General features: G+C 35.5%; 6 protein-coding genes. All 6 read right to left on the bottom strand.

What is annotated here, in order from left to right:
• Nucleotides 1-286: 286 nt before the first annotated feature.
• The gene (locus tag B9O19_RS00265; protein ID WP_245862965.1) at nt 287-1,897 is read right to left on the bottom strand and encodes an ATP-binding protein; all 1,611 of its coding nucleotides are present in this window, start codon (nt 1,895-1,897) and stop codon (nt 287-289) included.
• A gap of 353 nt (nt 1,898-2,250) precedes the next feature.
• Nucleotides 2,251-4,635 carry a glycoside hydrolase family 97 catalytic domain-containing protein gene (locus B9O19_RS00260; RefSeq protein WP_102364596.1) on the bottom strand — a complete coding sequence of 795 codons (2,385 nt, stop codon included), beginning with the start codon at nt 4,633-4,635 and terminating at the stop codon, nt 2,251-2,253.
• A gap of 9 nt (nt 4,636-4,644) precedes the next feature.
• Entirely contained in the window at nt 4,645-7,842 is a 3,198-nt protein-coding gene (locus tag B9O19_RS00255) for an S-layer homology domain-containing protein (RefSeq protein WP_102364595.1), read from the bottom strand.
• A gap of 122 nt (nt 7,843-7,964) precedes the next feature.
• On the bottom strand, nt 7,965-10,091 hold the full coding sequence (locus B9O19_RS00250) for an RICIN domain-containing protein (RefSeq protein WP_102364594.1): 2,127 nt from the start codon (nt 10,089-10,091) through the stop codon (nt 7,965-7,967).
• Between the two features lie 287 nt (nt 10,092-10,378).
• Nucleotides 10,379-11,656, bottom strand: a complete 1,278-nt coding sequence (locus B9O19_RS00245) for an S-layer homology domain-containing protein (protein ID WP_102364593.1) — start codon at nt 11,654-11,656, stop codon at nt 10,379-10,381.
• Between the two features lie 15 nt (nt 11,657-11,671).
• Nucleotides 11,672-16,954, bottom strand: coding sequence for an InlB B-repeat-containing protein (locus B9O19_RS00240; protein WP_102364592.1), 5,283 nt, complete (start codon nt 16,952-16,954; stop codon nt 11,672-11,674).
• Between the last annotated feature and the right edge of the window lie 31 nt (nt 16,955-16,985).

The following is a 16,985-nucleotide window of genomic DNA, read 5'->3' as shown; positions in this document are numbered from 1 at the left end:
AAGGCAGCACGCTAACTTAATTGTCCGGATTGCCGGATTTTTTACAAATCATAAGTTGAATATAACCAAATTATGATTTTATTATATAAATAATGAGAATTTATTGTCTACAGAGCTTTTTATTGTTCACTCTCACCAAATTTATCAACTTTTAAAACCGGTAATATCTTCAACTGTCATTATTAAAATATAAATTATTTTTTCTATAAAAGAACAAAATGCCACATTAAAAGAAAGTATATATTTCAAATATTTTTTAGTTAAACCTTATTCTAGTTATATATAATTATAAATACTTTTTAATAGCCTCAAACAATTTCGACATATCTATAGGTTTGGATATATATTCATTCATTCCATTCTGTTTAGCTTTTTGAACATCTTCACTAAACGCATTTGCCGAGACTCCCACTATTAAAATATCTTTCGCATCCGGCCGCTCCATTGCTCTTATTAATTTGCTTGCTTCCAAACCGTTCATTATAGGCATTTGAATATCCATCAAAATCAAATCATAACTTCCAACAGCTGATTCAGCAAATTTTTTCACTGCCTCTTCTCCATTGATAGCTAAATCTACTTCAGCACCGCATTTTTGCAATAAAAAAGTAATAATTTCTGCGTTTATTTCATTATCTTCAGCTAAAAGGATATGAACCTCACAAAGATTCATAAGCTCCTCTTTCTTTTGTTCAAAAATATTTTTATCTTGTTTTTCATTAAGCTTCGCATTTTCTGCTTTTTGAAGAGGTAAATAAATAACAAATTCAGAACCTTTATTTAATTCACTATGTACAATGATTTCACCGCCCATCAATTTTACAAAGTTATAACTTATTGCCAATCCTAACCCAGTACCTGCATATTGATGAGAGTTTCCATTCCGTTCCTGCTCAAACGGTTCAAACATATGTCTCTGAAATTCTTTACTCATACCTATCCCTGTATCAGAAACAACAAATTCAAATATAACTTTTTCATCATCATCGATTTTCTGTCTGACATCAAGAGTTACCTTACCGCCGAACTGAGTAAATTTTATTGAATTAGAGATTATATTAATAATAACTTGACTAATTCTTAATTCATCACCAATAACTTTATTTACGGTTACATTATCGCTTTTAATTTTAAAATCTATACCGCTCTCATCACTCTTTTGCTTAAACATTATATATATTCGTTTTAAAACTTCAGTGATCTCAAAAACTTCATTATCAAGTTTAATTTTCCCGCTTTCAATCCGAGACATATCTAGTATATCATTGATTAGTGATAACAAATAACTAGATGACAAATCAATTTTATTTAATGAATCTATCAACATTTCTCTATTATCCAAAGACATACGCGCAACCGCTGTCATTCCGATAATCCCATTCATTGGCGTTCTTATTTCATGAGACATTCTTGAAAGAAATTCACTCTTAGCACGGCTGGCGTTTTTAGCAGATATAAGGTCTGTTTGAACCTTTTTTTGTCTCATACCAAGCATAAAGAATAAAATAAATAATATAACAAAACCGGCATTTAAAACAAACAAAGTCCACTTTGCACTTTTTACGCGCTCCTCAGTATAAAGTTCAACAGAAGAAACTGTCTTGTTGGCAAGCGCAAAATAATCTTCACTTAAATCAAATAATTTATGCTTATCTCCTCCAGCCCTGACAAACTGTACCTCAGATTTTATAACTTCCCACTTTTCCTTCATTTCGTTAACTAATCCCTGATATTCTTTATCATTAATCATTCTCAAACCATTCTCACCATCACCTGTTGAAAGTTCAAGAAGTATTCCATCAATATAATTTATTAATTCATCATTTGGGTACTGATTCATTTCTTGTTTTACAAGCCTTTGAGTGGCACCTCTTACAATTCCGGTATAATTAATCACCCGTGCGTTACCCTGCATATGAATAATTGTAACAATAGACGTAACACTTATAAAACAAAACATACCAGCTAAAATAAAAGGAAAAACATATCTAATATATTTTTTTATTTTATTTATTTTCCCCATCTCCCAAAAAAAGATAAAATCTTTTTATATAAATTTTTATCAATATTTATAAATAAAGCTAATAGTTTATTATTTTTATTATAACATATTTAACATATATTGGCAATAGCTATAACGTTTTTTTATATTGATATAACAATAATAGTATTTGCAACTAAAAAGTCAGCATATTCTAAAGAAATAAAAATATAAAATCCCATGATATGAAATCATGGGATTTAAAAGTATCACTTTAAGTTTTGACACCTAAATAGCATTGCAGCGGCTTCAGCTTTAGTAATATTATTTTTAGGCTTAAACGAGTTATCTTCGTATCCGGTTATAACTCCCATTGCAACACATTGTGCAACATACTCTTTAGCATATTGGGATATCTCATTGCTGTCAGAAAATCCACTGTTTATACCGCCTTTAAGATTCTCATATCGGCCTATTATAGTTGCCGCATCTTCACGAGTGATATTCGATTCCGGTAAAAACGTTTCCTCACTTGTTCCATTAATAATACCTTTTTCTGTGGCTATATAAATATAATTCTTGGCAATATGCCTTATACTATCATAAAATCTAGGACTTCCTTGCATACAACCTATATCCAAAGCGTCTGTCAAAAGCATAACAAATTCAGCTCTGGTTATATATTCATCCACTCCAAACTCGCCGTAAAAATATTTATTCAATTTATTTTTTTCAGCTAATGATAATATATTTTTTTCACACCAGTGTCCGTCAATGTCCGAAAATAACTTTGTATTTTCTTTTATCGGTGTAAACTTTACAGCTCCTCCGCCGTGCGTTAACTGCGGAATAGTTATTGTATCCCGATTAGTAACAACACCATTATAAACAGCTATATCTGTATCATTGGAACCGTCAGTATACATTTCAAACCAATACTTGCCGCTTTTAAGAAAATCAAGATTTATATCCACAACATATTGATTATTACAAATGCTCCCAACATAATATGTATCACCAAACCTTCTCATAACTGCGGCACTTTCTCCAATATCTCCTGATAAGAGCTTCGTTTCATCCCAAACAGCAGGAATGCTTTTAAATAATTCACGAGCCGCACTATTTTCATATATTTGAGGCTTATCTGACAAACACTGTATCCCGGATTCAAAAACTATAGGCAACGCACATTTTTGACCATCGGTAAAATAATTTTTATCATTATGATTAGTAAGTTCAGGTGTAAAATCCATTGGTCCTACTGCATTTCTTGTAAATGGCAATGTGCAATTATGCTCAGCCGTCGGGCCCCAATTTTCTCCGCTTAAAAAATGTTCATTTCCATATACTGCCTCACGTGTAATAATATTTGGCCAAGTTCTGCGTTCTCCTGTCGGCTTAACGCATCCATGAAAGTTTACCAGCAGCTTTAACTCTGCTGACTCCTGAGTTATTGAGTCCATAAGTTTTAACGTCTGCTGAGTTTCGCTATTAAAAAAGTCAACTTTTATACCTTTAATACCCATATTGGCCCATTCTTTTAATCTCTCACGCTTTTGTTCAGTATCAAGATCCCAGCTTGTAGACCAAACAATAATACCAATTCCCCTTTGTTTTCCGTACTCAATAACTTCCTCTGTCCAATCCATAATTCCGCTATATGTCTTTCTCCCATACTCATCGTATTCTAATGGCTGCCAGCCCTCATCCAACAGTACGTATTGCCAGCCCATATCGGCAGATAAGTCAATATACTGTTTATAAACTTCAGGGTCATTAGTTGGGTCACCGTTAAACCATGTCCAGCTTGATACTCCTGGCTTTATCCACGAAGTATTTTCTAATTTGGAAGGAGCACAGAGATTTTCCGGCATTTCTGTAGAAACTATGGTATTCAAATCTCCAATTATAACAGTGCGCCACGGCGACAAAAATGGTGCTGAAATTTCAACCGGCTCTGATTGTTTAGGCTCATATCCGAGTTTTAAAACATTGCTGCCGTCAGCATTTAATACTGAACCTGCATAGTTTCCATTAAGTTCAGCTTCGGTAATTAAAGCATAAGTATTATCAGCAACCTTGACAGTCATAGGCATACCATATACTCCATTCAGCTCATATAAGTTATGTCTATTATAAAAATTTTCATAACACATTTCGTATTCCATAGCATTTACTGTGCAATTTTGAGGTAATCTGAAAGTTGTGTTTTCTGAAAGTGACTGACCGTTTTCATTGAACCCATATCTGAACGCTATTCCATCATCATAAGCTCTTACATATAAATCAAGCAAATGCCCGTCTTTTTCAAATGTCATAACTGTTTCATTTGCCTTATTTGTATATACAGATGCTTTTCCTGTCAGCATCGAATATGTTTCATCTATAGTATTCTTATATGATGATACATATTTTACCCCTTCACTAAAATCAACTGAAGAAAATGTAATTCCAATATTAGAACTTTCGATTATGCTGATTGAGTTATACTTAACACTATAATTTATTTTTCCGTCTTTTGTTTCTATTGAAATGGATATACAGCCGTTTGGTGAAGTAACAGTCAAACTATCATCTGCTGACACAGCTCCTATTTGAACTATGCTAAAAACCAAACAAACAGTCAGGATAAATGTTGTTAATTTATTTTTCATATTTATTACCTACCCTAAATTCATAATACGTTCAATTATTGTTGCCGCTTCTGCACGGGTAAGGTTATCTAAAGGTTTAAAGCTTCCGTCCTCCATACCTGTTATTAAGCCAAGTTCAACCATTGAATAAACCTCGTTTGACGCCCAGTCCGGAATACTACTGTTATCTGTAAACGATGGAATACCCTTTTTATCAGGCGCTAGTAATCTACCCATAAGAGCAACTGCCTGTGCTCTTGTTATAGACTTGTCAACTCCAAATATCTCAGTGCTGTCGCTTATATTATCACAAATTCCAAGATATATAGCCTTACTTACATATGGTCTTGCCCAACTCGCATTAACATCTTTATAATTTGTAAATCCGTCAGAAGTTCCTTTTCCTGTTGCACTCATCAAAAGTTTAATAAACTCTCCCTTAGTAACGCTATCCTCAGGTCTGAAAGTTCCGTCTTCGTATCCGTTTACAACATTTTTAGAAACCAGATTTCTTATGGTTTGCTCAGCCCAATGACCGCTGATATCTGTTAATCCGCCTGATGTTACATCAGGAGTTTGGGGTGTATAAACCGTTGTATCGTTAACAGATATATTTAAACCTGAAGTTTGAATATATTTATATGGTAAAGTATTTCCGCTGAAATCAAGATTTTCTCCGGTGATGTTTCCTTCATTCAATCCTGCAAATTTCACTGCCGGTACAGCATTGCCTGCTGAATATCCACCGTTTGCATACGAAGAACTTATTGCTGCATAATTCATACCTACAAAAGCTCCTGCATAATTCGCTTCCGAAACAGAAGCCCCCGTATAACAATTATTAATCTTTCCGTTATTATCATTTCTTCCTGCCATACCGCCAACAGTACTTGGCGCGCTTACAACAGTGTCATAAACATAACAATTTTCAATTGTGCCGTTAGTGTTGTTTCCAACAAATCCACCGGCAATACTATTACCGGAAACTTTACAATTCATTATATAACAATTATTTATTACTCCGCCTTCGGAATTTTGCCCTACAAATCCGCCTGTTATATCAGTCAAAGAAACGTTTGAGTCAATTACTGAACAATCAGAAATTTTACCTCCCAAATTTTTATTTACAAAGCCTCCATCAAAATAGCTAACATTTGAATTATATACTGTACAATGCTCTATTGTTGCTTTGTCAACGGTCTCAACAATTATTCCTGATACCGTTAAATTGCCAATATATCCACCCGGATTTAATGTGGTAATCAAATTCCCATTATGTTGTCCTACCTCATGACCTCCGCCATCCAAACTTCCGCAAAATTGACCTAATGCCCTTACAGAGAATAAATCATTCATTATTTTATAATAATTTCTCTCTCCGCTGTTTTTTATTCCAATTCCAACTCTGATCCAATCTGATGATGTTCTAATCAAATACGGATTTTCTTTTGTGCCCTTTCCTGAAATCGAAGACAATACAATACACTCTCCGCTTTCATCTACAGTCCAAACCGAAGTAAAATCAAATCCCGAATAGTAATAATCATTTTTGAGTTCATCTGCTGATATACCTCCAGTTTTATCCTCTGTTCCGCCTATTAAAACAGAAACAAGTTCTTTATTGTAAAGACAGTTTTCAACAACTCCGTCTTCGATTATACTGCCAACAATACCTCCGATACTATTTGAGTCGTTTCCATAAACTCCAGCATTAGAATAACTATTACGTATAACTCCATTATACAGTCTTCCTGCGACTCCTCCGCTTTCGCTGGTACTTGTGTTCACACTTGCAAGTGAAAAACAATTTTCTGCTAATCCATTGGAGTTATCCCCAACAACACCTCCAACACTATGATCGGAGCTTCTAATAGTTCCCGAATAGACCGCACAATTCGATATTGTGCCGTAACTGTTATATCCCACAATACCGCCTATGCCGGAACCACGACCATTAATATCGCCTGTAAAAGAACAATTAGTGACAGTGCCATTAATATTCTCTCCAACGATTCCACCTAAATCTTTTGAACCTGAAATTGTACCGTTTCCAACATTACAATTATCTATTGTCCCGTGATTTATTGAAGCGACAGCGCCAGCTACACCTCCGCCGGAATAATTATACCCATCAAAAACAACGTTTTTTACAACGGCATTTTCAGCAACTGAATAAAAAATTCCTCCGCTTGATATATTGGTGTTATAAAATACATAACCATTTCCATCAAAAAAACCGGTAAATCTGCTATTATCATCTCCCAGTGATGGACCTGAATAATTCTTTATATTTGCAGCGAGCTGATAATATCTGCCTGTTCCTGCATCTCCCAAATATGGCTGAATTATTGATATTAACTCGTCATTAGTGTGAATTTTATATGGATTATCTGAAGTTCCCTTTCCGTTATAGCAGACAAGTTTAGGAAATTCACCATCAATATGTACCCACGTATTAGAAAAGTCAAATCCGGCAAAAGTCTCCGCTGATTTCATTTCTTCACTAGTCTTTGCAGTGACAGTATCCGAACCAATTCCTACCCCTAAAAACGCTCCGTTTTTACTAGAATTATAATAACAGTTATTTATTGAAGATGAACTGTTGCTTCCCAAAAAAGACCCCGCCTCAGCTCTTGACCCCTCTATTGAAGCTGAAACATAACATCTTTCAACACTTGCATTTTCAGCTGCTCCGATTAGTCCTCCATAAATACTGGTTCCGCTTACCGTTGCCAACGAATAACAATCGCTCACCGAACCGCCCGAAAGCTTACCAACAAGACCGCCGCAATTAATACCAGATGCGCTGACATACCCTGAAACCCAGCAGTTTGATATCGTTCCATATGAAGTTCCGGCAATAATACCTACGTTATCAGTACCGGTTGCCGCTGAAATATAAACATGGAGATTTTTTATCGTTGCTCCTTTTTCGAGAACTTCGACAAACCCGCCTTCCCTTGAATTTGAGAAACTTATACTATGACCATTGCCGTCAAAAATGCCGCTAAAATTTTGAACACTAAAATTATCAGCGTTATTTATCTCTATATCCTTTAAAAGAATATAACTTCCGCCAGGATTCTTCATCATGTTCACTAAATCAGGATAAGAGGAAACATAAATAGTCCCGGAACTATCCGCCGATACATTAATTGTTTGAATTAAAGCAATTGAAACTAACATAAAGACAACTAAAAACATTGAAACTAATTTCTTACACTTCATAATAACTCCGCCTTTCAGTACATTTTATATAAGCAAAAAATAATCACTTATACTTAATAAGACGAATGTTTTTGAAAAAAGTTCCAATGTTTAGTTATTTTACCAATATTTATTTAGTGATTTTAGTTCACCTTTTCAAAAATCCATTTTTGATGTGCACCTCCAGCGTACCCCCATTGCTGTACATTTGCACCACTGGATTTTGACCCTGATTCCACATCCAAACCTGATTGGTTATTAGTGATTTTAGTTAAAATAGCATAGCTTCCGTCACTCTGCTTCTCCAGTTTAAATACCTGTGCGTCACAAAAAGTATTTTGCCAAATCCTTATATTGGTTCCGCTTGATGTATTCCCGTCTGCAACATCTAATAAATATGTGTTTCCATCACCAACCTGAGAATAAAGCTGATAATATCCATTTCCTACCGAAACAGCTTTCCACGTATTGTAAGAAGCGGATGAGCTAGCCCCCCACTGCTGTACATTTGTCCCATTTGACGCAGCACCGCCAGCTACATCAAGATACAGACCACTGTTAACATTTTTTATCATATATTTTCCGCCGTCAACGATTCCGGTATCTACAGTATCATCACCGTCATTATCCGGGTCACTAAAGGCAAAATTAACAGGCGAAATTACAGTTGAATCAATGTAATTTGAACAAGCCTCATGATTTATATAATGCAGTTCAGAAAAGTTCTTTACTGCTCCGGAATAATTATCACAGAATACTGTAATATCATTATTTCCATAGGCTTTTACAATACTATAACCATAATTTTCAGACGGGCTCCATGTTGCAACGCTTCCATCAGTCGGTGCTGCTAACTTATAAGGTACAGACACAGGTGTTTCACCCTTGTTTGTATATGAACCATGGTCTATAAAACTGGCTGAAGAATCTACTGTAACTTCCATATCCCAATAGCCGCTTGATTCTTTCCTATATCCGACAAATCTGTTCGAATCAGAATATACTGCCGAACCAGCTCCGCATTTTATGGAAGCGTATCCGTCATTATAAAGGGTAGAATCATTTCTATAATATGAGTTGTTTAATACATGAAGAGTTCCGTTTCCAAGCTGCGGTGCGCGGTGAACAACAGAAGTAAATTTGTTATACATAGCGCTCGCCCTATCTTCTGCAGTATATTTAGCTCCAAAAGCTATACCCCAAAATCTATGATTAAATTCATTATAAGATATGGTTACAAAATCAGGATCTAAACTTGCATATTCGCATCTGTTTACCCAAATAAACTTACCTACTTCATCATAATATAAATCTAATGAGCAATTAAATGAACAATGGTCAATCCAAATATTTCTTGAACCATATACTGCAAAAGCAACTACATCTTCTCTTTCAGCAATATTGAAATTAATATTTTTGATAACAATGTTATTGCTTACCGCCTCCTCTTTAAAATAGTCGTCCGTGCGCAGACGGGGGTCAGTAAGCCTATTTGCACCATAAGAACCAATAATCGTCTTATTATCTTCTATCCTTAAATCATACATTTCACTGTTGCAGTTGTCAATATTTGCAGTTATAACAATTGTAAGCGGTTTCGTGCTGAGCAATGCACTTTTTAGTTGAGATAAATTTGACACATATACTGTTTCGCCTAATAAACCTCCAATGGTACCAGCTTTTTCACCTTCCTGAACAAGACAATTTCCGGCAAAACCGTCTAAACCATCACAGTTTAACTTCCATTTTTGATTGTTGGCGCCTGTATAAGTTTTTAAGGTAATAGCATTTGTAGTTGTATTATAACTTATAACAAGGTCTGGATTTGCATAGTTAGAAATTTTGTAATATAAATCGTTTCCCAAAAAATCTTGCTGAACACCAACAATATTCCACATTTGAGAAGAACTTCCGTTATCATTAAGAAGTACACATTTTGCGTTGCTTACAGCAGAATTATTTTCAGCTGATACCAGCTTGTCTGTAGTTACGTTAACAATTTTAAAAACTCCGCTGCTTACATAATCAATTCTCCACTGCTCGTTTGTTGAACCGTTTGAATTCCATGTATTAAGAGCAGAACCTTCACCATACCCGGAAATATTTAAATTCCGTTCACCGCCATAGACTGAAATTTTCACCAATTGAGCCGGATAGCTCAAATCCTGGGTTGCCGCCGAAACGAACTGAACCATAGTTCCAAGAATAATTGCCGCACAAAGAAAAATACGCATTAAAAATTTACCTGCCCTGTCTGCTTTTGATAACATAATGTACCTCCTAATAATAAATTTATTTTATATTTTTATATATTTTCACAACATTACAGTAAATACTAACAACTAAACTTAGTTTAGCATACATTTCTTTTGATTGCTACATTTATTTTGTCGTTTATTATTTATATTTTGTCAATTATACACATTATACACATTATATTTTTATAATTTATTAAAATAACAGATTTTAATCTTTGGCTTATAACTAAAAAGGCAACAGAGCTTCAAAATAGCTCTGTTGCCCAGCTAAACATGAAACGCGTTTCATGTTCATTCGTCTATTTAGATTTTTTTACTCGGTTAATGACAGCTGCCGATTCTGCTCTTGTAGCATTTTCAAATGGTCTGAACGTGTTGTCGTCATATCCCTTTATAAATCCCGCTTCCGTCATAGATTGCACATAAGGTTTAGCATAATCCTCTATTTCATCAGAATCAGTAAATACAGTTTCTTTATCTGATACAATATTAAGTTTTCTGCCAATTATTGCACACATTTCTTGTCTTGATACATTTTTATCAGGCTCAAAATTAGTTTCAGAATATCCTGTCACAATACCTTCATTGTATGCTGCTGCAATATATGGAGTATACCATTCACCTGCAGGAACATCCACAAAGTTTGTCTCTGCGGTTTCATCTACCTCAAACTCAAAAAGCAATGCAACTAATTTCGTAAACTCTGCTCTAGTAATATTATTTTCCGGCAAAAATGTATTAGGACTGTCTCCGTTAACTATACCTGCATAATAAAGCTCCATAATATCATCATATGCCCAATAACCAGTTTCAACATCATCAAAAATCTGAACAGAAATGCCACTTGTTGGAACTGGTGTTATTATTGGTTCAGATGTCGGTGCTTCTGAAGCTGAAGGAGCAGCAGTTGGCTTTGGTGTGGCGGTATTTGTATCATTGCCGCCACCGCCTCCACCGCCACCGCCTCCACCGCCGTTTGTATCAGGCTTTGAGGTTGGCTTTGGCTTAGCAGTAGGTCCCGAAGTCGGCTGCAATGACGGAACAGGTGTTGGAGTGGATATTGAACCTTCTACTATTTCCGCGTCAATATCTGAATATGATGATGAATATCTGCTTAAATCGCTTTTTGTCACATAAGCAGAATCATTTTTTATACTGCTGTTTCCTGTCTTTTTTGCCTTTAGTTTAAAACTGCCGACTAATGTTCTGCCGCTGCGTTCGGTTCCGTTTTCACTCGAATCAACAAAACCAATTAAAACTTTTGCTCCGCTTGAAGACTCAAGTTTTCTAAATCCATACTTAAATCCGTTTTCAACATTTATACTGCCTTGCACATAATCAAAATATTCAGTATCATACAATATTTCATTCTGCATTGAATACATTGAATATGAAGCTCCATCATTTTTTACCAATTCAAATTCAACTGTAATTTCATCCCCAACACCAATAGTTACCGTGCTTTGACCGCCTGATTTTAAAATAAAATCAAAATCAGCAGCCGCAAATACTGCTGTTCCCGGCATTAAAGATAAAAACATACAACATATTATAAATAGCGAAATATATTTTTTCAATCTAATCCTCCAGTCTTATTTAGTAAAAGAACGTCCTACAACAGTATAAAGAACTGCAGCTATATCACTTGTGTCTACTGCGTCGTCACTGTTATAATAGTTTGCTTTTATTCTCATTTCGTCTGATGTGTCCCCTATTCGGTTGTTGTAATACAGGTCGTTTACTATCATCGCGTCTACTGATCTTACATATCCGTCTCCGTTTATGTCCGCCGTATGCGCTATCACTGTATTGGCTGTCTCTCCCTCCATTACTGACAGTCTGTCCTTAACTTCCTGCTCCGTAATTGTTGTTCCGTTGTTTGATACAAATGCCGCGTATCCTCCCAGGCCTTCTGAGTAATACATTTCTATTGCTGCTGTTCCGGCTGACTGCAATACATATTTGGCATTTTCATTCTTTTCTGTCACTATTATTACCAAATCTTTTCCGCTCGGCGCCGCATTGTAACTGTCATGAGCTACAATCTTTACCGTTCCTGTTATTACTCCTGCATATATCTGTATATTCTCTCCAAACATCTGATATGGGATTGTATATACTCCGTTGCTTCCTGTTAAGTATCCTTTGTTTCCTCCGTTTACTGTGTAATATACATATCCTACTATATCTCCGCTGTTTGCCGGCTCTACACTGAACGTTATATCTGTTCCATATGTCGCTTTTCCGTCTGTTACTCCTGTCTCTCCTGTATACGCTCCATTTGTCACAGTATTAAATGTTACGCTATACTGGGCTTCTGTATATGCCGCTGTCAATGTTGCGTCTCCTGTCACTTCATATGTACTCAGGTCTATCTTTACATCTCCGCTCATCCAGCCATCCGGATTATATCCTGCTTCTGCTTCTATTGTCGGCAAATCTGACTGCAGCAATTTTGAGTTTACATCCTTTGCTATCTCTGTCACTGCTCCTGCTGCAAAACTTCCGTGTGTTCCCGGCTCAAATGTTATCTTGTATTGGCGCACTGCCTGAGCTGTCAGACTTGTATCTTCCGTATATGTTCCTGTTGTCAAATCTGTGCTTGTATACCCTGTTCCTCCGCTTGTTTTCCACAGCGGTTCCTCTGTTGTATCTTTTGCCAAACGGTAGTTCTCGTTTGCAGTTACCAGTCCCTTTATTTGCGTATCTGTCACTGCCGTAGTATAACTGTCGTCTGTGTATAGTCCTGCTGTATTATACTTTGTATAATATGCTGCCGGTGAACCTGAAACAGTGTTTCCATCTCCGCTTGAGAGTGTTACTTTCAGGTTATACAGATTAACGGTTTCAGCTGTTGATACTGCTGCTATATCAGTATCAGCTCCTGTTGGTGCAAAATATCCGTCCTTCGTTCCTACTGATACATTAGCCGCTGTTTCTATTCCTCTATTTACTGTATATTTTACTGTCATTATAGTTACAGCTTCGCTTGATACATCAACCGAGCTGCTTCCTGACGTATACGCAATCTTATTTTGCTCCGCTCCTTCTCCCTGCACCAAATTATATCCGTTTGTTTTTATAGCGTCTGACGCTTCTACTGATGTTAACGTCATTTTTGTGCTGTCATAGTCAAGAGCTATATTAAAGCTTCCAAAATTAGTCGGTTCGCTGGACTTAACTTTTACCGCTACCGCTATCTCGTCACCGGGGTTAAAGTTCTCGTTTGACGGCGTTACTAATTCTGTAACCAACTCATATCCCAAACTGTCAGTTATTGCATATGTGCTCAAATGCTTTAACTTTGTTATTACCTTTTTACTTGCCGTGTCATATGCCGACGCTACTCCTGATTTTTCTCCGGCGTCATTTATATACACTACTGATACTTTTGAAGGATTTGTTACTGCCGCCTCGGTTTCATACGGCACTTTTAGTGTCAAGTTTCCGTTTGAGCCTGCTGAGCTTTCCGGTAACAATTCTGTAGTTCCTGACATCAGTTTTACGTCTATAACTTTTGCTCCGGACATTATCATATTATTTACTGTTTCATTACTGCTGGCCTCATGAACATCAACTTTTAAACTAATACCTTCGCTTCCTGCAGTATTTGAAATTTTCTCAAATGCAGTTTTATCAAGTTCTATCTCCGCCACATCAGTATTGATTACCACACTGTCAGGAACTGCACTGCTTATACTATCTACCACGTCTTTTGGAATACTAACATCACTGTTTTTAATTTCACTGCTTGGCTCATCAGTTGTTGACGCATTTATTACAGGATTTCCTGTGTCCGCCCCTGTTATTTTGCTGTCATCAATAGTAACGTTTTTGGCAAATGCCGCAGTAATTAAAACTCCGTTTTCGGGCATTACAAAACTATAAGTTCCATTATTTTCAGTTATTACCACAGGATTTGCTCCATCAGTCAATTCAGTATATGTTAAACTTCCGTTTGCAAAGGTATATCCTTCATTCGGTTCAACAGTTAAAACCACTGTGTCGCCAATATTTGCGTCCGGATTTTCAACACTAACTGTTCCCCCTACAATTCCGGTATCAATTGTTATTTTTTTAGAAATTGAAGAAAATGCTGTTCCGTCATAATAATATGTACCGGCATCAAGTTTTGTATCAAACCACAGCGCTCCATCAGCATTTCCGACAGTATATCTGGATTTTTTATCAGATAAAATTTTTCCTGTCATTAACGATTTATCACCGGCGATTATATTTGAAGAATTTCCAAAATCAAATTTTGAATTTGTGGACTTGAAGTCTACAAAACCAAGATTATTTAAATTAATAGCACTATTCACATTCTCAAAAGCAACAGATGAATTATCAAAATTAAATCCAAGTGCTGTATACCAAGAGTAGCCATCAAGATATATACCATTTTCAGAGTTCTTTGCAGTCACATTAATATTTTTAAAATTAATATATTGTGTATCTGAATTTTTAGTTTTGATCGCAGATATACCGTTGCCATTCATATCGATACTAAGCGTTGGTGGCTGATTTGTTGAATCTTCAATTCCTACAATATTAGATGTTCCTGTAAATATACCACAAGCATCAGCTTCTGTTCCTGTATACTTAATGGAATTATCTCCATACATAAATATTTGCATATTATCATATGAGTCTATAATAGCTTTTTTTGAAAGATTTGAAGTTACAGCAATTTTATCAGTTTCAATTGTTACATTATTTAATATTAGCAGTTTTTCTTCTGGAATCCATTTTATACCATATTCTGCCAGTTCTGAAATTGTCAACGAATTTAGTTCTGAACCGATATCATCTGCGCCTAAACCACCTGTAAATATATTTCCTGACCCACTGTTTACATAATAATAATTACTGTCTTCATATGCAGCGTTGAAATTCCAAACTGAATTTTCTATACTGTATATTCCTGACGGAATAATATTTTTATCATAAATATACATATCAGAAATAAAATTAATACTTCCTGAACCTTCTGCAGCTTCAGGCTTAACAGAAAATGCTTTGTATTTAACGTTATTTAACGTAATATCACCGCTTAGTTTAATTCTATTATTATCATTGTTAAGCGTAAACCCAATTGCTTTCGAAACATTTTCTATATTAGTAGTCCCGCCTTGAATTTGTATACTTCCATTCTCTTCAATATTAATTGCTGTAGCGGTTATACCATGTAGATTCTTTATACTTGTAGTACAATTTGTTAAAGAAATTGTTCCGCCTGAGCTTGTTTGAAATCCATACACATATGAAGATGAAGATCCATCCAAATCAATATTTACTATTGAATCAGTTAATATAATAGATTCCTTTGTAATCACAAAGCCTTTCAATGTATTTTTAATATTAACTTCACTATTTTCAGAAATAATACTTTTATTCCCCTTCACACCTGCAGCTCCACCGGAAGAATTAACGTTAATTTTAGAATTATTTCTAAACGTAACCGTTCCGCTAAAATCAAGACCGTTTCCTTTTGTATTTGTAACTGTAATATTAGAATTATCAAAAATGACATTTTGCTTAGCATATGATATAAATATACCTGAACCACTTGTATAATTAGAATCAGAAAAATTAATTTTAGCATTTTCAAACCTAACTTCTCCTTCAGAAGAAGATTCAGAATATATACCATATCCTCCGCCGCTCATATTTAATTCACCATTTGTAGCAGAATCGCTGGATATAAATCCATCACCTTTCATGAAAACAGATGCTGCCGCATTTGAAGATGTAGCGATAGTATTCTTTATATTATTAACACCCATTAATATTACTTTTGTATTAGCCGGCAAATTTATTATTCCGCTCACTTGACCAAATCTTGCAACTTCCAAAGCTACTTCAATATTTGCATTATAAAGTGTCAAAGTATGGCTTCCATCTGTGTTATCTTCAAAATATATTCCATAGTCCTTTTGCTGCTGCTCTGTCAAAGGGTTACTTGAAGTAAAATCAAGTTTCTTCTCGCACTTTACTGTACCGGGAGTTTTTGTTTCTCCTGCCGGTTCTTTATCAGAATTTGGATATGTAAATGTCACTGCTAAATCATGTATATTGCTGTCCCCCAACGATTCAAAATATCCGCTTTCACGTACGTCCGAGTATTTATATGCAAACGCTGGACTGCTTTCGAATATACGTACTTCTACTCCAAAATCTTCTCCTGTTGACAACTGTTCTTCTGTATATGTCTGTACTGGATGTAAAGTTATCGTTTCTTTATCAAAATCTTCTAATGTTACTCCATCCTTTAACCTAAAATAAAAACTCATCAAGTCAAATGAATTAATCGCTTTCGACAATGGCGTTGTCCAGCCTGCTGTCATTCTTACTGCTTTTCTTCCTTCTATATCCGCATGATATAATTCATTTGCTACTGCTGCGCCTGCTTTTGCCGCTACTTCCAGCGCTCCTGACACTGTTATTCTATTATCTTGATCCGGCTCTGTATATAATAAATCGCTGTATTGATCATTTGATAAATCACCAATCGCATATACCGGCTGTATCTTAGAATCGTCATAGTTTAATACTGTCTCCACCATCTGCAAGTTTGCCGGTGCTGATAAATTACATACTATCTTATATATTTGTTTATTATCAGATTCCCTAACTCCTGCTTCCTGCCAATTTAGAGCAACTTCCGGCACTGTCACGTCAGCCAGCTCTGCTTCACTGCTACTGTCTATAATTTCTTCATTGTTTTCTTCTGTTTTTATTTTATCAACACTGTCAGAAATATCTGTATCTTGAATTTCTGCAAGAGATTCATCAGCAAATACAAATGTCGGCGATACGCTGAATATCATCGCTATAGCCAATACCAAACTTAAAATACTTTTTTTACAATTCATTTTTATTCCTCCATAGATTTATATTACATAT

Source organism: Monoglobus pectinilyticus, from assembly GCF_002874775.1.
In the GTDB taxonomy this organism is placed as follows: Bacteria; Bacillota; Clostridia; order Monoglobales; family Monoglobaceae; genus Monoglobus; species Monoglobus pectinilyticus.
The sequence above is the reverse complement of the archived record's forward strand: the minus strand, read 5'-3'. Positions and strand labels throughout refer to the sequence as shown.

What these genes read in the sequence shown, in the direction of transcription:
- B9O19_RS00260 (WP_102364596.1), bottom strand. Translation starts at nt 4,635, where the DNA reads ATGAAAAATAAATTAACAACATTTATCCTGACTGTTTGTTTGGTTTTT.
- B9O19_RS00255 (WP_102364595.1), bottom strand. Translation starts at nt 7,842, where the DNA reads ATGAAGTGTAAGAAATTAGTTTCAATGTTTTTAGTTGTCTTTATGTTA.
- B9O19_RS00250 (WP_102364594.1), bottom strand. Translation starts at nt 10,091, where the DNA reads ATGTTATCAAAAGCAGACAGGGCAGGTAAATTTTTAATGCGTATTTTT.
- B9O19_RS00240 (WP_102364592.1), bottom strand. Translation starts at nt 16,954, where the DNA reads ATGAATTGTAAAAAAAGTATTTTAAGTTTGGTATTGGCTATAGCGATG.